General features: G+C 64.5%; 17 protein-coding genes. 3 read left to right on the top strand and 14 right to left on the bottom strand.

Going from position 1 to position 18,676, the window contains the following annotated elements; translation table 11 throughout:
- Nucleotides 1-4: 4 nt before the first annotated feature.
- From fliI to fliF, 4 genes are read right to left on the bottom strand one after another with little or no spacing between them, the layout of a single operon-like run.
- Nucleotides 5-1,399 carry a flagellar protein export ATPase FliI gene (fliI, locus tag OIN59_RS13820; protein WP_274111239.1) on the bottom strand — a complete coding sequence of 465 codons (1,395 nt, stop codon included), beginning with the start codon at nucleotides 1,397-1,399 and terminating at the stop codon, nucleotides 5-7.
- Nucleotides 1,389-2,126 (bottom strand): FliH/SctL family protein, encoded by a 738-nt coding sequence (locus OIN59_RS13825; RefSeq protein WP_274111241.1) that lies wholly within the window; start codon nucleotides 2,124-2,126, stop codon nucleotides 1,389-1,391. Before OIN59_RS13825 ends, fliI begins: the two co-directional genes overlap by 11 nt.
- The gene (gene fliG, locus OIN59_RS13830; RefSeq protein WP_056065732.1) at nucleotides 2,110-3,105 is read right to left on the bottom strand and encodes a flagellar motor switch protein FliG; all 996 of its coding nucleotides are present in this window, start codon (nucleotides 3,103-3,105) and stop codon (nucleotides 2,110-2,112) included. Before fliG ends, OIN59_RS13825 begins: the two co-directional genes overlap by 17 nt.
- A gap of 30 nt (nucleotides 3,106-3,135) precedes the next feature.
- Nucleotides 3,136-4,830: a flagellar basal-body MS-ring/collar protein FliF gene (fliF, locus tag OIN59_RS13835; protein WP_274111243.1), complete on the bottom strand. Its 1,695-nt coding sequence runs from the start codon at nucleotides 4,828-4,830 to the stop codon at nucleotides 3,136-3,138.
- Nucleotides 4,831-5,005: 175 nt separating this feature from the next.
- On the opposite strand from fliF, the gene fliE reads away from it, so the two are divergent.
- A complete protein-coding gene (gene fliE, locus OIN59_RS13840; protein WP_056065729.1) occupies nucleotides 5,006-5,317 on the top strand; it encodes a flagellar hook-basal body complex protein FliE in 312 nt (103 codons plus the stop codon).
- Between the two features lie 173 nt (nucleotides 5,318-5,490).
- Here the strand turns inward: fliE and OIN59_RS13845 are convergent, their stop codons facing one another.
- The 4 genes from OIN59_RS13845 to OIN59_RS13860 all read right to left on the bottom strand — a co-directional run bounded on the left by OIN59_RS13845 (nucleotide 5,491) and on the right by OIN59_RS13860 (nucleotide 9,427).
- Nucleotides 5,491-5,790 (bottom strand): flagellar protein FliT, encoded by a 300-nt coding sequence (locus OIN59_RS13845; protein WP_007860919.1) that lies wholly within the window; start codon nucleotides 5,788-5,790, stop codon nucleotides 5,491-5,493.
- A 2-nt stretch (nucleotides 5,791-5,792) separates the two neighbouring features.
- Nucleotides 5,793-6,242, bottom strand: a complete 450-nt coding sequence (gene fliS / locus OIN59_RS13850) for a flagellar export chaperone FliS (RefSeq protein ID WP_274111249.1) — start codon at nucleotides 6,240-6,242, stop codon at nucleotides 5,793-5,795.
- Between the two features lie 65 nt (nucleotides 6,243-6,307).
- Nucleotides 6,308-7,741: a flagellar filament capping protein FliD gene (gene fliD / locus OIN59_RS13855; protein WP_274111251.1), complete on the bottom strand. Its 1,434-nt coding sequence runs from the start codon at nucleotides 7,739-7,741 to the stop codon at nucleotides 6,308-6,310.
- Between the two features lie 201 nt (nucleotides 7,742-7,942).
- Nucleotides 7,943-9,427: a flagellin N-terminal helical domain-containing protein gene (locus tag OIN59_RS13860; protein ID WP_274111253.1), complete on the bottom strand. Its 1,485-nt coding sequence runs from the start codon at nucleotides 9,425-9,427 to the stop codon at nucleotides 7,943-7,945.
- A gap of 321 nt (nucleotides 9,428-9,748) precedes the next feature.
- Between OIN59_RS13860 and OIN59_RS13865 the strand changes: the two genes are divergently transcribed.
- Both OIN59_RS13865 and OIN59_RS13870 read left to right on the top strand, forming a co-directional pair.
- A complete protein-coding gene (locus OIN59_RS13865) occupies nucleotides 9,749-11,233 on the top strand; it encodes a flagellin N-terminal helical domain-containing protein (protein WP_274111255.1) in 1,485 nt (494 codons plus the stop codon).
- A 118-nt stretch (nucleotides 11,234-11,351) separates the two neighbouring features.
- Nucleotides 11,352-13,565, top strand: coding sequence for an O-linked N-acetylglucosamine transferase, SPINDLY family protein (locus OIN59_RS13870; RefSeq protein WP_274111257.1), 2,214 nt, complete (start codon nucleotides 11,352-11,354; stop codon nucleotides 13,563-13,565).
- Between the two features lie 135 nt (nucleotides 13,566-13,700).
- On the opposite strand, the gene OIN59_RS13875 is transcribed toward OIN59_RS13870, so the two are convergent.
- From OIN59_RS13875 to rfbG, 6 genes are read right to left on the bottom strand one after another with little or no spacing between them, the layout of a single operon-like run.
- Nucleotides 13,701-14,480 (bottom strand): cephalosporin hydroxylase family protein, encoded by a 780-nt coding sequence (locus OIN59_RS13875; RefSeq protein ID WP_274111259.1) that lies wholly within the window; start codon nucleotides 14,478-14,480, stop codon nucleotides 13,701-13,703.
- Entirely contained in the window at nucleotides 14,477-15,322 is an 846-nt protein-coding gene (locus OIN59_RS13880) for an NAD-dependent epimerase/dehydratase family protein (protein ID WP_274111261.1), read from the bottom strand. Before OIN59_RS13880 ends, OIN59_RS13875 begins: the two co-directional genes overlap by 4 nt.
- Nucleotides 15,319-15,807, bottom strand: coding sequence for an acyltransferase (locus OIN59_RS13885; RefSeq protein WP_063461651.1), 489 nt, complete (start codon nucleotides 15,805-15,807; stop codon nucleotides 15,319-15,321). The genes OIN59_RS13880 and OIN59_RS13885 overlap by 4 nt, the downstream gene beginning before the upstream one ends.
- The gene (locus tag OIN59_RS13890) at nucleotides 15,808-17,049 is read right to left on the bottom strand and encodes a class I SAM-dependent methyltransferase (RefSeq protein ID WP_274111265.1); all 1,242 of its coding nucleotides are present in this window, start codon (nucleotides 17,047-17,049) and stop codon (nucleotides 15,808-15,810) included.
- Nucleotides 17,046-17,606, bottom strand: coding sequence for a dTDP-4-dehydrorhamnose 3,5-epimerase family protein (locus tag OIN59_RS13895; protein ID WP_274111267.1), 561 nt, complete (start codon nucleotides 17,604-17,606; stop codon nucleotides 17,046-17,048). The genes OIN59_RS13890 and OIN59_RS13895 overlap by 4 nt, the downstream gene beginning before the upstream one ends.
- On the bottom strand, nucleotides 17,603-18,670 hold the full coding sequence (rfbG, locus tag OIN59_RS13900; protein WP_274111269.1) for a CDP-glucose 4,6-dehydratase: 1,068 nt from the start codon (nucleotides 18,668-18,670) through the stop codon (nucleotides 17,603-17,605). The genes OIN59_RS13895 and rfbG overlap by 4 nt, the downstream gene beginning before the upstream one ends.
- Nucleotides 18,671-18,676: the final 6 nt, after the last annotated feature.

The following is an 18,676-nucleotide window of genomic DNA, read 5'->3' on the forward strand; positions in this document are numbered from 1 at the left end:
ACCTTCAATGGTCCAGCACCGCCGCCATCGCGGCTACGCTGTGGTCCATGGAGGCAGCCTCAAACATGTCCTGCTGCAGAAAACCCGCCATCTGCGGCTGCAAGCGGATCGCCTCGTCCAACGCGGGGTCGGAGCCGCTCATGTAAGCCCCCACCTGCACCAAGTCCCGGCTCTTCTGGTAGCGCGAATACACAGCGCGAAACCGCCGCGCCAGGTCAAAATGCCCGCGTGACACCACGTTGTGCATCACCCGCGATGCCGATTGCTCGATGTCGATGGCTGGGAAATGCCCGGTCTCCGCCAGGGCGCGTGACAACACGATGTGCCCATCCAAAATGGCGCGTGCGGCATCGGCAATTGGGTCCTGCTGGTCATCCCCCTCCGACAGCACCGTATAAAACGCCGTGATGGAGCCCACACCATGCAGGCCATTGCCACTGCGCTCGACCAGCTGCGGCAGCTTGGCAAAACATGACGGCGGATACCCTTTTGTCGCAGGCGGTTCGCCGATGGCCAGGGCAATTTCGCGCTGCGCCATCGCGTAGCGGGTGAGTGAGTCCATGAGCAGCAACACATGCTGGCCCTTGTCGCGAAAATGCTCTGCCACTGCGGTGGCATAGGCCGCACCCTGCATGCGCAACAACGGCGGCGCGTCGGCAGGTGCAGCCACCACCACCGACCGCGCACGGCCTTCCTCACCGAGGATGTCTTCCACAAACTCCTTGACCTCGCGCCCCCGCTCGCCAATGAGCCCCACCACGATCACATCGGCTCGGGTGTAGCGGGCCATCATGCCCAGCAACACACTCTTGCCCACTCCAGAGCCCGCAAACAACCCCAGGCGCTGACCGCGTCCCACGGTCAGCAAGGCGTTGATCGCGCGCACGCCGGTATCCAGGGGCTCGCGCACCGGATCGCGGTCCATGGCGTTGATCTGCCGCCGCCCCATGGGTTCGGACACCACATCCTGCACCGGCCCGCCGTGGTCGAGGGGCAGACCCTGGGCATCCACCACGCGCCCCAGCAGGCCATCGCCCATGGGCAAACGCAGCACTCCGGCGCGTTGAACGGGCCGAGGGGGCTCGCCCAAGCGGGGCATCGGAATGTAGGGCGCAGCTGGCACCACGCTGGCGCCACTGGACAGCCCGTGGATATCGCCTGCAGGCATCAAAAATGCACGGTCGGCAGAAAACCCGACAACCTCCGCCAGCACCGGCGCGTGTCCGGGCATTTGCACCATGCACTGCGAGCCCACGGGCACACGGATGCCCACTGCCTCCAACACCAGGCCCGTCAACCGGGTGAGCGTACCGCGCGTCTCCAGCGACGCACCCTCAGCAACGCGCTCGCGCGCATCGTCCATGAAGCGGGTCCAGGCAGAAGATGTGTCAACGGTCATCGCCATCCCCACGCTCCCCGTCATCCCAGGGAGACTGCAGTCCCAGCGACGCAATGGCGCGCTGCCACCGCTTGTCGATGCTGCCATCGACGACCGTGCCAGCCGACTCCACCAGGCAGCCCCCCGTAGGCACGGCGGCATCAGCCATCCACTGCACGCCGGGCGCATTGGTCTCTTCGCGCAGGGGTTCGGCCATGGCTTCCATGTCCACCGGATTGAGCCGCACCGTGGCGGGACGCCCCTCGGTCACGAGCATGCCAACGGCCTCCCGCACCACAGGCAGCAAGGCGTTGGGGTTGACCGACAGTTCCTGGCGCACCACTTGGCGCGCGATGTCGCACGCCAATTCGAGCACCTGCTGCGCCATCTGCTGCTGCATGTCGATCAGGCTCGCGTCCAGCGTCTGCAGCACGCTCTGCAGGCGCTGTGTCGCCTCTTGCCCCTGCTGGGCAATGTATTCATCCATGCGGCGCTGCCACTCCAGCGCGGTCTGCGCCTGCGCTTGGGCAAAGCCCTCGGCATACGCATCGTCACAAGCCTGCTGGACCAGCGCCTGCTGTGCCGCTTCATCCAGCTCGGCGGGTAGCTCTGCCACAGGCTCCGGCTCCAGCTCTGGCTCCACCAGGTCGGAGCCGTCTACGGCGGCAAACTTCCACTGCTTGAAGTCGCCGACTTCCTCGCTCGGAATGAAGCGCGAATAGGACCGCTGGTTAGACGAAGGCATCATCACCACCGCCTCCGATCACGATCTGGCCTTCGTCAGACAGGCGTCGCACTGTCTTGAGAATTTCCTTCTGCTGCGCCTCAACCTCGGACAGCCGCATCGGGCCACGCGATTCGAGGTCTTCGCGCAGCGCGTCGGCAGCGCGCGAAGACATGTTGGACAGAAATTTTTCGCGCAGCTCGGGCACCGCACCCTTGAGGGCCACGATGAGGGTCTCGGATGCCACTTCCTTGAGCACTGTCTGAATGGCCTTGTCGTCGAGCTTGAGCACGTCCTCGAACACGAACATCTTGTCCATGATCTTCTGGGCCAGGTCGGGGTCGTAGCCCCGGATGGACTCAAGAACCACGGCGTCCATGTTGCCCCCCAGCAAGTTGATGATTTCTGCAGCCGCCTTGACGCCGCCCAGCGAACTCTTGCGGATCTTGTCCCCACCCGCCAGCACCTTGAACAGCACCTCGTTCAGGTCCTTGAGGGCCGTGGGCTGGATGCCTTCCAGCGTGGCCACGCGCAGCAAGATCTCGCTGCGCTGGCGATCTGTCAGGTGCATCAGGATGCCCGACGCCTGGTCGCTGTCCAGGTGCACCAGGATGGCGGCAACGATCTGCGGGTGCTCATTGCGCAACAGTTCGGCCACTGACAGCGGGTCCATCCACTTGAGGCTCTCGATGCCAGAGACATCGCCGCCCTGCAAGATCCGATCGATCAGCAGGCCGGCCTTGTCATCGCCCAGGGCACGCTTGAGCACGGCACGCACGTAGTTGCCGGTGTCGGACACCAGCAGGCTTTGCGCTGCAGCCGCGTTGGAGAACTTGTTGATGACCTCATCCACCTTTTCGCGCGACACCGAACGCATGCGCGCGATGGTTTCGCCCAGCTTCTGCACCTCCTTGGGCGAGAAGTGCTTGAACACCTCGGCCGCCTCTTCCTCGCCGAGGGACATCAGCATGATGGCGGCATCGTGGAGTCCTTGGTCGTCCATGGTCATCGTCCGTGCAATCGATAGCGGCTACTAAGCGGGATCGCCGTTCAGCCAAGTCTTGAGAATATTGGCGACCGCGACCGGGTTCTCCTTGGCGAGCGTGCGCGCATCTTCCAGGCGCAGTTGCTCGGGGGTCGCGGGCAATACTTCGTCCTTGCGAGCGGGTGCTGCCAATGCCGGACGCTCGGGCGTCTCTGCCTCCAGCGCGTCGAGCTGGCCACCAGCCACCGGCTTGGCGGCACCTGCCTTGGCTGCCGCTGTGCCCTTGAGTGCGGGCCGCACCAGGCCCATCAGCACCAGGGCAGCGAACAGAACGGCACCCACCGGCCAGGCAAAGGTCTTGGCCAGATCTATCACCTCAGGCTGCTTCCACAGCGGAGTGTCGGTGGTGGGCACTGCAGTGACCTGGAAGGGTGTGTTCATCAGATTCACCGAATCACCGCGCTCGCGATTGAAGCCAATGGTTTCACGCACCAGCCCGGTCATCTGCTCGATCTGCTCGGGCGTGAGCGCCTTGGTCACGGTCTTGCCCTTGTCTTCGGTCGACTGGTAGTTGACCACGACCGCAGCACTCAGCCGCTTGACGGCGCCCGTGCTGCCACGAACCACCTTCACCGTCTTGTCCACTTCGTAGTTGGTGGTGGACTCGCGCTTGTTGGACTGCTCCTCCGTGCCCTGTTGGCCACCCGCATTGGGCGCAGGGTTGGCGCCGTTGATGGGCGCGGCAGACGGAGCGGGAGGCTGGTTGGCGACAGCACCGGGCACACCCGTAGCGGTCTTGGTCGCGCTGCCACGACTCTCCAGCACCTGCTGGCTGCGCACGGCGCTGGCGTCTGGCGTCTGGTTGGGGCGGAATTGCTCGGAGGTGGACTCGGTCTGCGAAAAATCCACCTCGGCCGTCACCTGTGCCTTGACATTGTCGCGGCCAACCACGGGCTCCAGGATGTCCATGATGCGGCGCGAATACTGCTGCTCCAGCTGCTGCACATACAAGAGTTGCTGGGCATTGATTTCAGCACCGGCGGTGCTGTCGGGCGACTGGGAGAGCAGCTTGCCTGTGTCGTCGAGCACACTCACGGCAGACGGTGCCAGTTCTGGCACGCTGGAGGCCACCAAATGCACGATGCCCGCGAGTTGTGCGCGGTCCAGAATGCGTCCGGGGTGCAGGCTCACCAGCACCGATGCCGAGGGTTTTTGCTGCTCACGGAAGAAACCGTTCTGGTTGGGCAGCGCCAGGTGCACACGGGCACTTTGCACAGATGACAAGGCCTGGATGGACCGGGTGAGCTCCCCCTCCAACCCGCGCTGGAAGTTGAGGCGCTCCTGGAACTGCGTCATCCCGAACTTGCTGGACTCCATCAGTTCGAAGCCCGCTACGGAGCCCTTGGGGAGGCCCTGCGTGGCCAACCGCAGACGCACATCATGCACGCGCTCCGCAGGAATCAGGATGGCGCCGCCACCCTCGGAATACTTGTAGGGCACGTTCATTTGGGACAACTGGGCCACCACGGCCCCGCCATCCTTGTCGCCCAGATTGGAAAACAGCACCCGGTAGTCGGGCTGGCGCCCCATCACAACGGCCGCAACAGCAGCAGCCACCAGCAGCGCCACGCCCGCACCCAGCCGCATGCGCTGCGCCCGGTCGAGGGCAGACAGCCGCTGCAGCCAGTTGGGACTGGCCGGCGTCGGGAGCGGATTGAGAGGGACTTCAGCAACAGCAGACATCTTGCTTTCCATTAAAGCAGGCCCTGCAACAGACCTAGCGTGGGGTCGATTATTCGGTCACGCCCCCAAAATGTTCGCTGGATAAGCCATCCGTTTGGCCATCTATTCAGAACGATGCATTCCGGGCCGGTAGCTAGGATACGCAGCATACCGCCATTCCCCTACGGATACCGCCATGGACCTTCGCATCTCCAGCTCAACCGCCCCGCTGACGGGCGCTGGCGTGGCGCGCCGTGCCGCAGCGCCGCAAACCACGGGCAATGAAGTCGGCTTCTCCGGCGCGCTCAAGGGCGCACTACAGTCAGTGAGTGCCGCGCAGAACAAGTCTTCCGAGATGCAAAAGGAGGTGCAAATGGAAAACCCCTCCGTGAGCCTGGAAGAAACCATGGTGGCCATCCAGAAGGCGCAAATCGGCTTTCAAGCCACCCTGCACGTGCGCAACCGCATGGTGCAGGCGTACACCGACATCATGAACATGCAGGTGTAACCCGCCCAGAGCGGCTACACCGCTTGGGCTTTGGGCGCTTCCGCCCAAACATCCCAGTCCATCACTCTTGTTTTTATAGCTGCAAGCGCTTTATTCATAAGCGCAACGGGCAATTTTGGCCATAAAAAAGCCGACCTCATGAGGTCGGCTTAGTGTTGGGGCTGCAGCATGCCTCAATGCATCATCTGAGGCTGGCCCTCAAACAAATGCTCGAACTGCGCGAGCCAAGGCTCTGCCAGGCAGCGGATTTGGGCATCGTTGCGCAAGATGCGCTGCATGATGCGGGTCTTTTCACGGCGGTGCTCAGGCAGCAGCTCGTGCTCTTGCGACTTGAAGCGCAGTTGCTCGATCAGCACGGCACAGGCACCTTCGTAGCGCACCACGCCATCCCAGTCCTTGAGCTTGGCAGCCTCCAGCATCTTGGCGCTGCTGTCTTCAATCGCCTTGTAGTAGTCAATCAACATGTGTGACATGGTTAGGCCTCCACCAGCACTGGCTGGCCCGAGGCGGGCGTTTCGGCAGCGCCGACACCCGATTTCTTGATTTCGTTCCACCCGGTTGCCACTGGCTCGATCAAGCGCATGACTTCTTGCATCAAGGCATCGTCGTTGCGGGCGTTGGCCAGGATCAGGCGGTGGATGCAGTAGTCATAAAGGGCCCCCAGGTTCTCGGCCAGTTCTCCGCCATCGACCTTGTCGAGCGAGGTGCTCAGGCCCTCTTCGAGGATGCGCACTGCCTTGGAGATGGCATTGACCTTGCCAAGCACATCACCGCGCGCCATGGCGCCGCGTGCTGTGGCAATGGAGTTGAGAACACCTTCATACAACAGGCTGACCAACTGGTGCTGGTCCATCGTGTGCATGCTGGTCTCTACATTGATGCGCTGGTATGCGTTGGCTGCACGGGGGCTGTAGGCGCTGAACATGCTGACAATCCTTCCGAGGTATTACTTAAGTTATCGGCATTCGCCAGAAAAACTGAAGCCCCTGATTAACCGGTCGATTTGTTCCAGGCGGTGACCTGCTGAGAGATGTACGCATTCAGGCCATTGAGACTGCTCAGCTTGGTATCGAGCGCGTTATAGCGCTGGGTAATGCGTTTTTCAAACGCATCGACCTTCTCATTCACCCGCGTCTGGTCTTGGCTGTTGCGCTTGAGGCTCAGCTGCAGGGTGGCGTCCTTGGATTTGAAGAAGCCATCATTGGACAGCAGGTTGGTCGTCAGCGCTTTCAGCTGCACAGCGATACCGTCGGCAGAGCCGCCGCCGGTATTGCGGAACAGGTTTTTCACGTCGTCGGGACTCTCCGACAGCGCCTTGTTCAGCTTGGTGGAGTCGACCGCTAGATCACCACCCAACTGTTGAGTAATACCAATGTCCGCCAGCCGTTGAAAGGCTCCGCCTCCCGTAGTGACCGACTGGATGGCATTGCGCAGGGAGCTTTGCAGGGCCACCGCCGTAGAGTCGCCCTGCAACAAGCCCGCCGACTTAGTCGCAGCGTCGTATTTGGTGGCATCCTGCAACAGTTGGTTGATGGCGTTGTAGGCTTTCACGAATCCATCGATATTGGACTGGATCGCAGAATTGTCTTTGCTCACCGTGACCTCAATGGGCGCGGTCGTCACCTGCTCGGCCTTGAAAGTCACGCCCGAGATCGTGGACGCAAACGTGTTGGTGGCCGAGGACACGGCAATCCCGTTGACAGTGGCCTTGGCATCGGCGGCAGCCTGTGTGACCGTGGCGCCATTGACGAGGCGGGACAAGCCTGTAGCATCGGTGTTGCCAGCGCTCTGGGGGTCGGTGTCCCCGCCTTCCATCACGCTCAGGCGAAAGCCGGCTTCTTCACCGGTGCTTTTGCTGCGCAGCAGCAGGCGCTCGCCGGAGGCATCGGTCAGGACCGACGCAGTTACGCCAGCGTTGGCGCCATTGATCTTGCTGGCCACGTCCGACAGCTTGTCGCTGGCACTGATGGTGATGTCCACAGGCTGGCCGCTGCCAGGCGTGAACGATGCGGGCGCCACACTCCACTTTCCCAGTTCGAGGCGCAGCGTGCCAGCCCCGAGCGCACCACCTACAGGCAGCAAAGCGGCCGACGCTGTAGCCTGCGCCTTGGCAAGGCCTTGGACTTCCACGCTGAACGTTGTGGGCAGCGTGCCCCCAACGGCAGTGGCGGAAACATATTTGGAGTCGGATGATGTGGTGGCCACACCATTCCACCCGGTCACGCTGGTGAGCCTGCCCGCGGCATCCTGCAGCGTGGACACCAGCGACTTGATCTGTCCAAAGGCGGAAATCTTGGTATTGACTGTGGCCGCTTGCAGCTTGAGCGTGTCCAGGGGCCTCTTTTCCAGGGCGACGAGCTGGGAGATGATGCTCTTGACATCAAGTCCGTTCGTGCCGACGCCTGGGGATGAAATGGTTGCCATACAAACCTCCTGAACTGGTTCAACGGAAATTATGGCGCCGAACGGCGATCAAGAACGTCCGTAAACACGCCAGGAAACCCGTCTTATCCAGCGGTCCTGGCACCCGCTGTCCCAAAAAGCCAAAGGGCGACGGCAGAAATCTGCCGCCGCCTGGGGTCCGTCAGGGCGCTGCAACGCCCCGACCGACGTGCCCGCCGCTTACTAGCGCAGCAGGGCCAACACACCTTGTGGCAGCTGGTTGGCCTGGGCCACCATCGCCGTACCGGCCTGTTGCAGGATCTGCGAACGCGACAGGTTAGCTGTTTCTGCGGCGAAGTCGGCATCCAGAATGCGGCTGCGCGAAGAAGACAGGTTTTCCGAGGTCACTTGCAGGTTGCTGATCGACGTTTCAAAGCGCGACTGCAGAGCACCGAGCTTGGCGCGTTCGCCGTTGATGAAGGCCAGGGCAGAGTCCACGGTCTTCAGGGCGTTGGTGGCGTTGCCGAACGTGGTCACGTCCAGGTTGGCCACGGTTTGCAGCGAGGAGCCACCGTTGTCCAGTTGGTTACTGGCCGAGGTCACAGCGAAGGACTTTTCCGAGTCCAGCGTGATGTAGCCGCCAGTGTTCACGAACTCAGCAGTGGTGTCAGCTGCCAACGTGCGGGCCGTGCCATTGCTGGCACCGGCTGCGTCGTAGCCAGTCACCGTCACTGCGGCGGCATTGGCGTTGGTCGTATCACCGACCACGATGTTGTTGCCGGTGGCGTTGGTCAGGATGATCTGGCTGCCGTCGGAGCTGAGCGAGGCGTTGATACCCGTCTTGGCCGTCTGGTCGTTGATAGCCGACACGGCGGCCGACAGGCGGTCAGTGCCGGTAGCGGAAGTCAGCGTGAACGACACGGTGCGCGGCGCCCCCACGTTGTCACCTTCCAGCGTCAGCGAGTAAGAGCCGGCTGCAGCCATGCCACCCAGGCGCACTTCGGTACGGGCCGTGGCGGTCACACCGGTGTCGGCCTTCAGTGCGTTGATCTGGTCGGCCGTAGCCTTGGCCGTGGCGCTGACAGCCACGGTCAGCGTACCTGTGCCCAGAGCACCGCTAATGGCCACGCTGCCAGTGGTCACGCCGTTGGTGCCTGCGGTAGCTTGGGTGGCCGATGCGCCAATACCCGAGCCGTTGGAGGCGACGTTCTGGTTGTTGCCGTAGACGCTGGTGCGCAGGTTGCCCGTGGCAGCCACGATGGTCTGGTTGGCGTTGGCACCCACTTGGAACTGCTGCGTACCAAAGCTGCCGTCCAGCAGCTTGGAGCCGTTGAATTCCGTGGTTTGCGAGATACGGTCCAGTTCGGACACCAGTTGGCCGACTTCCTGTTGCAGGGCTTGGCGGTCGCCAGCGCTGTTGGAGGCGTTGGCCGACTGCACAGCCAGTTCACGCACCCGTTGCAGGATGTCGCCGGAAGCCTTCAAGGCGCCTTCAGCGGTTTGCGCCAGGGAGATACCGTCGTTGGCGTTACGAACAGCCTGGTTCAGGCCCCGAATCTGGCTGGTGAAGCGCTCGGAAATCGCCAAGCCAGCAGCGTCGTCCTTGGCGCTGTTGATGCGCAAGCCGGACGACAGGCGCTGAATGGACGTATTGAGAGAAGTCTGACTCATACCCAGGTTGCGTTGGGCCGTGAGCGAAGCGATGTTGGTATTGATGGTGGAAGCCATTGCAAATCTCCTGAAAGAACTGACTGAATATGGCGTTGCCGCCAGCCGGGGGCGCCAGCACCGCGCTGGCCTCCTGGGTTCCCAGTGCTGCAGGCCATCTGGTGAACGGCGGGCCGCTTACGGACCGTTGCAATTGTTTTCGGGTCGCCGCCGGAAAACTTGAGGGGCAAACGCACAAGTTGCGCGACTTTTTTGCCGCTTATCTCCCCTACACCAGAAATCAGCGTCTCCACAATCCATCCATCGTTCCCCCATTGACAGCCGGACGGGTGCGCTTGAACCGGCAAACAGATCCGTCTCGCGACGTTAAGGAGTTTCGCCATGGCAGCAACCATCAACACCAACATCAGCTCGCTCACCGCGCAGCGTAATCTGGGCATGAGCCAGACCTCGTTGAACACCGCTATTCAGCGGTTGTCATCTGGTCTGCGCATCAACAGCGCCAAGGACGACGCCGCCGGCCTGGCGATTTCCGAGCGCTTCACCAGCCAGATCCGTGGCCTGAACCAGGCTGTTCGCAATGCGAACGACGGGATTTCTCTGGCACAGGTGGCTGAAGGTGCAATGGGGTCGGCTGGCAACATTTTGCAGCGGGTCCGTGAACTGGCAGTGCAATCGGCCAACGCCTCCAACAGCGCCGGTGACCGCCAGGCCCTGCAACAGGAAGTCGGCCAATTGGTCGCTGAACTGGACCGTATCTCGCAAACCACCGAATTCAACGGCCAGAAGTTGCTGGACGGCACCTTTGGTACGCAGCAGTTCCAGGTGGGTGCCAACGCCAACCAGACCATTGTGGCTGCCACAGCCAACCTGCGCACCAATGTCTATGGCAACAACCAGAACATTGCCTCCAACGGCTCCGGCATTGGCGCATCGGCCACCCAAGCCACCGCAGGCACCAACGGTGTGACCACTGGCTCGGTAGCCGTCAGCGGCTACCTGGGCACCGGCACCCTGACAGTGGCCGCAAGTGCTACCGCCAAAGCCACCGCCGACCAGATCAATGCCCTGCAGGCCACCACCGGCGTGACCGCCACAGCCCGCACCGAAGTACACCTGGGTGGCATGGCGGCGGCCGGGTCCTATTCGTTGACGCTGGAAGGTGACAACGTCGGCAGCCCCCGCACCATTTCATTCACGCTGGTCGCAGGCACGGGGACCGACCGCCTCTCCCCTGCCGTGTCGGCCATCAACGAGCAATCGGCCAAGACAGGCATCAATGCCTCGCTGAGCTCAGACGGCACGCAGATCATCCTGACCAATGCCACGGGCAACAACATCGTGATCGGTGACACCGTCAACGCCAACGCGGGCGCCGTGACCGTGACCGGCTACGATGCAGCCGGTGCCAGCAACGGCGCGACCCAGACGCTCGCGGCCGACGCCAACGTGGAGTTCATCAACACGGGCGGTTACATCACGCTGGACTCCGAAAAGTCCTTCGCCGTGACCTCGGCCAGCAACCAGTTGGACAACGGTGGCTCCTCGCTGCACACCGTGGCCAACCTGGACGTGACCACGTTCACCAACGCCACCGACGCGCTCAAGACCGTAGATTCGTCCCTGGCCTTCATCAACGGCGAGCGCGCCAAGCTCGGCGCCCTGCAATCGCGCTTCGAAACCAGTATCGCCAGCTTGCAGATCACGTCTGAGAACCTGTCTGCATCGCGCTCGCGCATCCAGGACGCAGACTTCGCGGCCGAAACCGCCAACCTGTCGCGCGCCCAGATCCTGCAACAGGCCGGTACGGCGATGGTGGCCCAGGCCAACCAGATCCCGCAGGGCGTGCTGTCTCTGCTCAAGTAACCTGACCAAACCACACGCTGCGCAGTGAAACAGCAACACCAAAGGGGCCCATCGGGCCCCTTTGTACATGGCACACTGCATCCACCTCCCGCTCCTTTGCTCGTAGATCGGCGCCACCGTGCACACCAAACACACCGAACAGGACGCGTCCCGCCTGCAGGCCGCACTTGCTGCTGCCGACTGGCCCCTTCTCACCCGCTTGTGCCGCCAGGCCCTGCGCAAAAACAGTCGCAACCTCAGCGCGCATCGGCTGCTGGGCTTCTCGCTGAACAAGCAGCGCGAGTTCGACGCCGCCCTCAAGGCGTACCGACAGGCCTATGTGTACTGGCCTGAAGACGCCGAGCTACTCGTCAACTATGCCAACGTGCTCATTGAGCAAGCACGCAATATCGACGCCCTGCCTCTGCTGGAAAAGGTGTGCGAGCTGCGTCCCCAGCAGGCCATTGGCTGGATCAAGCTGGCCGAATGCTGCTACCTGCTGACCCAACACGACAAGGGTTTTGACGCCAGCCAGAAGGCCGCCGCCCTGGCCGAGACACTGCACGACCGCGTCGCCGCACTCATGCAAAGCGCCATCCACCGGCGCGAGCTGGGCCAGGTGCGCGAGGCGGTGAAGGACTGCGAGACAGCCATCGCCCTGCGCTACAACGACCCAGGCAACTACACCAACAAGTTATTGTTCATGCTGGCAGATCCCCAGGTGAACGCCGCCCAGCTCTCGGAGGCAGCCCGGCAGTACGGCGCTGTGTTCGAGCCACCGCTGCGCCCAGAATGGCCCGATTTCCAGGAGCACCGGGGCTCGCCATGGCGACGCCTGAAGATCGGCTTCCTCTCCCCCGACTTCCGCGTGCACTCGGTGATGTACTTTGTGGAGGGCCTGCTGGTGCAACTGGACAGGCGGCAGTTTGAGGTTTTCGCTTTCTATCTGTTCCCGCGGGACGATCACGTCACCCAGCGCGTCCAGCGCCATGCCGACCATTTTGTGCCCCTGGCCGGGTTCAGCCCGCAGCAGCAGGCCGAGGCCATTCGCGCCCAAGGCATCGACATCCTGATCGACCTGGCAGGCCACACCGGCAACAACGGCCTGCTGACGCTGGCCCATAAGGCGGCCCCGGTGCAGGTGTCATGGCTGGGGTTCCCGGCCACCACCGGGCTCACGGCCGTGGACTACAAGTTCACCGACGAGATCACCGACCCGCCTGGCGCCGAAACGCAGTACACCGAGCAGCTCTACCGCCTGCCCACGCTGTTTGCCTGCTACCGCCCCATGAGCCGCAACCCGCTGTGGCGCTACCAGCCGCGCTACCAGGTGCGCCCCGCGCCTGCGCTCGCCAACGGCTTCATCACCTTTGGCTCCTGCAACAACCTGGGCAAGCTCACCGACGAGGTGCTGGCCCTGTGGGGCCAGGTGCTGGCCGCCGTGCCGGGCTCGCGCCTGCTCATCGAGGGCAAGAACCTGGACCGCCCCGATTTTGCGCAGGCCTACCGAGAGCGCTGTGAGCGCCTGGGTCTGCCTCCGGCACAGGTAGACCTGGTGGCATTGCGCAACGACAACCAGTACTTGACCTACCACCGCATCGACATCGCGCTCGACCCCTTCCCGCTGACCGGCGGCACCACCACCTTCGACGTGTTGTGGATGGGCCTGCCCATCGTGTCGATGGTGGGCGAGAGCTTCAAAAGCCGCATGGGCGTAGGCCTGCTCGCCTACCTGGGCCGCACCGAATGGCTGGCCGAAACGCCCGAGGACTATGTGCGCATCGCCACCGACCTGGCGGCCGATGTGCAGGCGCTGAACACCCTGCGGCAGGGCTTGCGCGCTGAGGTGGAGGCGTCTGCCCTGATGCGCGAGGACATCTTCAACCACCACTTCGCGGAAGGCCTGCGTGTGATGTGGTTGCAGTGGCTGGCCCGGGCCGAGCACCCCGGCGAGCCCGAAGCCCAGGCGCAAGCGATTCAGGACTGGCTGCCCCAGCTACCCGAGGCCTGGACCCAGCCGCCCGTGCCCGGCGTGGGCCTGAAACCCGGCCAGCGCGTGAGCCTGCACGAAGCCCACCAGCGCCTGCAGGGCCTGGTGGACAAGGCCAAGGCCGCCCCGCCGCCCACACCCGCCACCGGCACCGACGCCAGCGAGGGCCCGGCCCTCAAGGACCGCCACTGGATCGCCGTGACCGAACTGGCCGAAACCGTGCTCAGCGCCGTGCCCAACGACCCCGTGGCCCTGGCCTGCCTGGCGGAGGTGGAACACGCCCACGGCCACACCGAATTTGCCGTGACCTATTTGCGGCATGCCACGCAGGCGATGGGCCTGGGCTCCGGGTCTGCAGCCTGACGCCCAGGGGCGGGCGCCTGGCTGCGGGGGCTGCTCCGCCCAGGCGATCACTATCAATTTGATAGCTACCAGCTCATATTCATCAAGCGCCAGGCAGCATTTTTAGCCAAAATCTCGCCCCCAAGGGCCTCGCCCTCACCCCTTGCGGCACAGAAACCCATGTGGCGCCACGGTGACCTGCAGCCGCTGCTCCATCTCGGCGTCGATCTCAAACTCGGCGTGCCCGGCCAGCCATTGGTGCACCGCCGTCTTGGGGTTGTTGCCCACATCCCAGGGGCGGTCGGCAAAGAACTTGGGCGGCATGTCTTCCACAAAGGTGTCGAACACCACGCAGTAGCTGCCGGGGGTGACCAGCGGCGCGTAGGCGTTGAGCTCGCCCAGCACATGGTCGTGCGTGTGCATGGAGTCGAGGCACACCAGCACGCGCTGGTAGCCCTGGGCAAATTCATGCACCTGTTGCACCACCTCGGGCGCCACGGCGGAGCCCTGGATCATGGCGATGCGGCTGGCCATGGGGTGGGCTTCGATGGCTGCGCGGTTGTGGGCGCGGATGTCGATGTCCACGCCCAGCACCTTGCGGCGCGAGGCGCGCGGGTCGAGCGTGGTGCCCGCCTCAATCGCATCGCTCATGTCGAGCAGCGCCAGCAGTGAGGCGCTGAGTACCAGCGAGCCGCCGTGCGCGATGCCGGTCTCGATGATGAGGTCTGGCCGCACGCGCCACACCAGCTCCTGCATCGCGACCATGTCCTGCGGGTACTGGATGATGGGCCGCCCCATCCAGTCGAAGTTGTAGACGTACTGCCGCTGCATCGAGGCCTGCAGCCAGTCGCGCGATAGGGTCTGGAAGGCGGTGTCCTGGGCATAGCCTGCAAGGCGGTCGCGGCGTTCCTGGGCGAATTGGTCAACGGGGTTCATGGCGGGGGTACTCCAACAGGGTCATTCGACGGCAGAAATGGCAAGAGGTCATCGGCCTGCACGGCGCGGGGCGCCACGCCCCATTCACCCAGCAGCCGCTGCACGTTGATAGGGGGAAACGCCTGCAGCGGTGCGTGAGCGACCACCTCCACCGTGCAGCCCGTGCGCGCCTGCAACCAGGCCAGCCACTGGGCGTGGGTGGTCTGGCGGCCGCTGGCCACGTTGTAGACGGCCGCACGGCCCGTCAGCGCAATCCGTGGCAGCCAGTCCAGCAGGTCGTCCACATGCAGATAGTCCTTGGCGGACTGCGGATCGGAGCGCAGCACGATGTGGCCGCCCTGCGCCTGGTGCACCAGGTCGGCCACCAGGTTGCCCGATGCAGCGTCCAAACCCGGCCCCACCACGTTGGACAGGCGCGCCACGCGCACCCCGGCGCGGCCACTGGCGTGGCACAGCGATTCGCCGGTGAGCTTGGTGAGGTTGTACAGGTACGAGGGGTCGCCCGGCAGCACCGTCAGCGGTGCATCCTCGTGCGTGGACGCTGCCCCCATGTAGACACGCGTGGACGACAGGTACAGCAGCGAGTCGAACTGCGCGCGCCGCAGCACCTCGGCCAGCAGGCCCACATGGGCGTCCACCGTGTCGAACGGGCGCGTGCGAAAGTCGGCGGTGAGCCCCACGCAATACATCACATGGCCCAGCGGCCGGGTGAACACCTCGGCATCGCCGCGCGCAGGCGCCCACACCGTGTGGCCCTGGGCCCGCAGATGCGCCACCAGGCGGCTGCCGATGTAGCCCGAGGCGCCCAGCACGGTAAACGTCGAAAGGGGCAGGCCCGTCACCGGCGCTCCCCCACGGCCGCCAACGGTTGCCCGGCATACACGGTGTACGCCAGCAGCTCACCGCGCACGATGGAGCCCGCGCCCACCACACAGCCGCGCCGCAGCACGGCGCCGTCGAGCAGCACGCAGTTGGCGCCGATCCATACGTCGTCTTCGATCACGATGCCGCCCTTGCTGGGCAAAAAACCCTGCTCGCGAATCAGGCGGCTGCGGTCGGCATAGGCGTGGTTGACCGGCGCAAACGTGCAATTGGCGGCAATCGCCACGTAGTTGCCGATATGGATGCCGTTGCCGGTGTAGAGCACGCAGCCCGCGTTGATGACCACATGCTCGCCCACCACCAGGTCGCCGCTGCCGCCCGCAGGCTTGACCTTGACGAAGCTGTCGATCACCGAATGCGCGCCCACCACGATGCGCGTGCCGCGCACCGAGTCTTCGATGTCTGCCAAGTGCGAAACCTTGGCGGTGGGGTGCAGCTCGATCACCTAAAACACCTCCAGGCGCGGCACGGCCACCACCATCTGCGCACCCCAGCTGCGCGTGTAGTCCAGCTGGTCAGCCACCTCGCTGCGCAGGTTCCAGGGCAGGATGAGGATGCGCTGGGGCTTGTGGGCGCGCAGGTGCGCCTCGCTCACCACCGGGATGTGGCTACCGGGCAGGTACTGGCCTTGCTTGGCCGGGTTCTTGTCCACCGCATAGGGCAACAGGTCGGGCCGCACGCCCGCGAAGTTGAGCAGGGTGTTGCCCTTGGCGGCAGCTCCGTAGGCGCCCACGCTCACGCCATCGGCCTGGCACTGCAGCAAAAATGTGAGCAGCTCGCGCTTGACCCGTATGGCCTGGGCCTGGAAATCGCTGTAAAAACCTGCGCCCAGCATGCCTGCCGCTGCCTCGTTGGCCAGCAGTTGCTGCACGCGGGCGGCGCCTTCAGCCGTGGCCTGCGGGTGGCCCACAGCGTCGGCGCGGGCGGCGAACACTCGCAGGCTGCCGCCATGCGTCGGCAGCTCTTGCACGTCGATCACCACCAGGCCGTTGGCCGCGAAGATGCGCTGCACCGCCGTGAGCGACAAATAGGAATAGTGCTCGTGGTACGCCGTGTCGAACTGGCAGCCCTCCACCATGCGCAGCAGGTGCGGGAACTCGAACGTGGCCACGCCGTGGGGCTTGAGCAGCCGCGTGAAGCCGCCCACAAAGTCGTTGATGTCGGGCACATGGGCCAACACGTTGTTGGCGGCGATCAGGTCGGCCTGGCGACCAGCCCGGGCCAGCTCGTCGGCCAGCGCCACACCAAAGAAACGCTCGACCACCTCGATGCTTTTGGCGCGCGCCGCCGCCGCTGTGCTGGCGGTGGGCTCCACGCCATAGCAGGGGATGCCCGCAGCCAACACGTACTGCAGCAAGTAGCCGTCGTTCGACGCGACCTCGACCACGCAGCTTTCGGCGGTCAGGCCCAGGCGCTCACGCATCGCGTCGACATAGGCCTTGGCATGGGTCAACCAGGACGACGAGAACGAGCTGAAATAGGCGTAGTCGTCGGTGAACAGCGCCTCACGCCCGGCGTGGTCTTCGGTCTGCACCAACCAGCAGGTTTCGCACACCAGCAGGCGCAGCGGGAACCAGGTTTCGGGCGCGCGCAGGGCGGCCTCGCTCAGGTAAGCATTGGACGGGGGCGCGCTGCCCAGGTCCAAAAACGGCAGTTGCAGCGGGCTGCCGCAGTGTCGGCACTTCACAGGCGCACTCCTTCGATTTTTTCGGTCATCCAGGGCTGGCCCGCATCGCGGGGCGAGAGGTGGCTCGCAGGCAGGGGCCAGGCAATGGCAAGGCGCGGGTCAAGCGGGTGCAACCCGGCCTCGGCCGCTGGCGCGTAGGCCGCGGAGTGGCAGTAAAGCAGCTCGGCATGGTCCGTCAGCGCCTGGAAACCGTGCGCAAAACCAGGCGGAATGAGCAGCGCGCTGCCGTTGTCGGCCGACAAATGTTCGGCATGCCATTGCAAAAAGGTGGGCGAGCCGTGGCGCAGGTCCACGGCCACATCCCAGACCTCGCCGCGCAGGCAGCTCACGAGCTTCATCTCGGCGTGTGGCGGCTTTTGGTAGTGCATGCCACGCACGGTGCCTTTGAGCGCCGTGTAGCTCTGGTTGACTTGGGCGATAGGCGCCGTCCAGCCCGAGCCCGCCAGCTCCTCGGCGCAGAACAGGCGCGCAAAAAAGCCGCGTTCGTCCACCAAGGGCTGGCGTTGCACGCGGAACAACCCCGTCAGCGGCAGCGGCGCCAGGGCCAGGCGGCTCATGGGCGCGCCTCCCAGGCGTCGATGTCGGCCAGGCACAGCGCGCGCGCATCGGCACCGCCATGTTGTTGGCGGTACCAGTTCATGGTGCGGGCCACGGCGGTGTTCAGCGCCCAGTGCGGGGCCACGCCCAGCACCTGGCGGGCGTGCGCGGTCTCCAGCGCCAGCCAACCGGCTTCGTGCGGTCCTTTGCTATCGTTGTCATAGCTGGTAGCGCTTGATGGATAAGCACTAGCGGCCAATTCGATCACATTTTTGACGGTGGCCGCCTCGTGCGGCAGCGGGCCAAAGTTGTAGGCACCGGCCAGCGTGGGCGACTCCCACAGGCACTGGGCCAGGCGCAGGTAAGCGGCCAGCGGCTCCAGCACATGCTGCCAGGGGCGTGTGGCCTGGGGGCGGCGGATGTGCAGGGTCTCGCCCTTTTCCCAGGCGCGCACGGCGTCGGGCAGCAGGCGGTCTTGCGCCCAGTCGCCGCCGCCAATCACATTGCCCGCGCGGGCGGTGGCTACGGCCACACCCTGGGCGGCCAGGAAGGAATCGCGGTAGCTGGCGGTGACCAGCTCGGCGGCGGCTTTGCTGGCGCTGTAGGGGTCGTGCCCGCCCAAGGGGTCGTCCTCGCGGTAGGGGTAGGCCCATTCGCGGTTGCGGTAGACCTTGTCGGTGGTGACCACCACCGCCACGCGCACGCCCGCCAGGCCGCGCAAGGCATCGAGCAAATGCGCCGTGCCCATGACGTTGGTGGCAAAGGTGTCAAGCGGTGCCGCGTAGCCGGGCCGCACCAGCGCCTGCGCGGCCAGGTGCAGCACCACCTCAGGCCGGGCGGCGCGCACCCGCATCGCCAAGGCCTGCGCGCTGCGGATATCGCAAAAATGGCTCTCCATGCCCGCGCCTGCCTGGGCCAGCTGGGCCAGAGCAAACAGATTGGGGTCGGTGGCAGGCGGCAGCGCCACACCGGTCACCTGCGCGCCCAGGCGCTGCAACCACAGGGCGAGCCAGGCACCTTTGAAACCGGTGTGGCCGGTGAGCAACACGCGCTTGCCGCGCCAGAAGTCGGGATCAGGGCGCATCGTGGA

It is taken from the genome of Acidovorax benzenivorans (assembly GCF_028680575.1).
Taxonomy (GTDB): Bacteria; Pseudomonadota; Gammaproteobacteria; order Burkholderiales; family Burkholderiaceae_C; genus Acidovorax; species Acidovorax benzenivorans.

What these genes read in the sequence shown, in the direction of transcription:
- OIN59_RS13825 (WP_274111241.1), bottom strand. Translation starts at nt 2,126, where the DNA reads ATGATGCCTTCGTCTAACCAGCGGTCCTATTCGCGCTTCATTCCGAGC.
- OIN59_RS13895 (WP_274111267.1), bottom strand. Translation starts at nt 17,606, where the DNA reads ATGAGCCGCCTGGCCCTGGCGCCGCTGCCGCTGACGGGGTTGTTCCGC.
- fliF (WP_274111243.1), bottom strand. Translation starts at nt 4,830, where the DNA reads ATGTCTGCTGTTGCTGAAGTCCCTCTCAATCCGCTCCCGACGCCGGCC.
- fliD (WP_274111251.1), bottom strand. Translation starts at nt 7,741, where the DNA reads ATGGCAACCATTTCATCCCCAGGCGTCGGCACGAACGGACTTGATGTC.
- rfbG (WP_274111269.1), bottom strand. Translation starts at nt 18,670, where the DNA reads ATGCGCCCTGATCCCGACTTCTGGCGCGGCAAGCGCGTGTTGCTCACC.
- OIN59_RS13875 (WP_274111259.1), bottom strand. Translation starts at nt 14,480, where the DNA reads ATGAACCCCGTTGACCAATTCGCCCAGGAACGCCGCGACCGCCTTGCA.
- fliE (WP_056065729.1), top strand. Translation starts at nt 5,006, where the DNA reads ATGGACCTTCGCATCTCCAGCTCAACCGCCCCGCTGACGGGCGCTGGC.
- OIN59_RS13860 (WP_274111253.1), bottom strand. Translation starts at nt 9,427, where the DNA reads ATGGCTTCCACCATCAATACCAACATCGCTTCGCTCACGGCCCAACGC.
- OIN59_RS13865 (WP_274111255.1), top strand. Translation starts at nt 9,749, where the DNA reads ATGGCAGCAACCATCAACACCAACATCAGCTCGCTCACCGCGCAGCGT.
- fliS (WP_274111249.1), bottom strand. Translation starts at nt 6,242, where the DNA reads ATGTTCAGCGCCTACAGCCCCCGTGCAGCCAACGCATACCAGCGCATC.
- OIN59_RS13845 (WP_007860919.1), bottom strand. Translation starts at nt 5,790, where the DNA reads ATGTCACACATGTTGATTGACTACTACAAGGCGATTGAAGACAGCAGC.
- fliG (WP_056065732.1), bottom strand. Translation starts at nt 3,105, where the DNA reads ATGGACGACCAAGGACTCCACGATGCCGCCATCATGCTGATGTCCCTC.
- fliI (WP_274111239.1), bottom strand. Translation starts at nt 1,399, where the DNA reads ATGACCGTTGACACATCTTCTGCCTGGACCCGCTTCATGGACGATGCG.